We start from the raw sequence: 241 nt of genomic DNA, 5'->3' as shown, positions 1-241 counted from the left end.
CCCATTCAACTATACGGGCATTGGTCAGCCGCTCAATTTCTTGTTACCCAAGATAGTCAAACACTTTGCCGACCGAGCTCCTGTTTTAGAGCTCGGTAATTTGGATGTCATTCGTGATTTCTCGGATGTGCGGAATGTCGTTGATGTGTATTCTCGCTTGCTCGGCGCGGATGTGGCTGGGCAGACATTTAATGTCTGTTCGGGAACAGGCTACTCGTTGCGCGATATATTGGCGATCATG

The 241-nt window shown here is 49.0% G+C and carries 1 protein-coding gene; it reads left to right on the top strand.

Annotation, left to right across the window (positions count from 1 at the left end; all coding sequences use genetic code 11):
* Positions 1-241: NAD-dependent epimerase/dehydratase family protein (locus RVY79_RS21280; RefSeq protein WP_317466612.1), on the top strand; the 241-nt coding region annotated here is incomplete at both ends.

It is taken from the genome of Chromohalobacter sp. HP20-39, from assembly GCF_033052815.1.
In the GTDB taxonomy this organism is placed as follows: Bacteria; Pseudomonadota; Gammaproteobacteria; order Pseudomonadales; family Halomonadaceae; genus Chromohalobacter.
The sequence above is the reverse complement of the archived record's forward strand: the minus strand, read 5'-3'. Positions and strand labels throughout refer to the sequence as shown.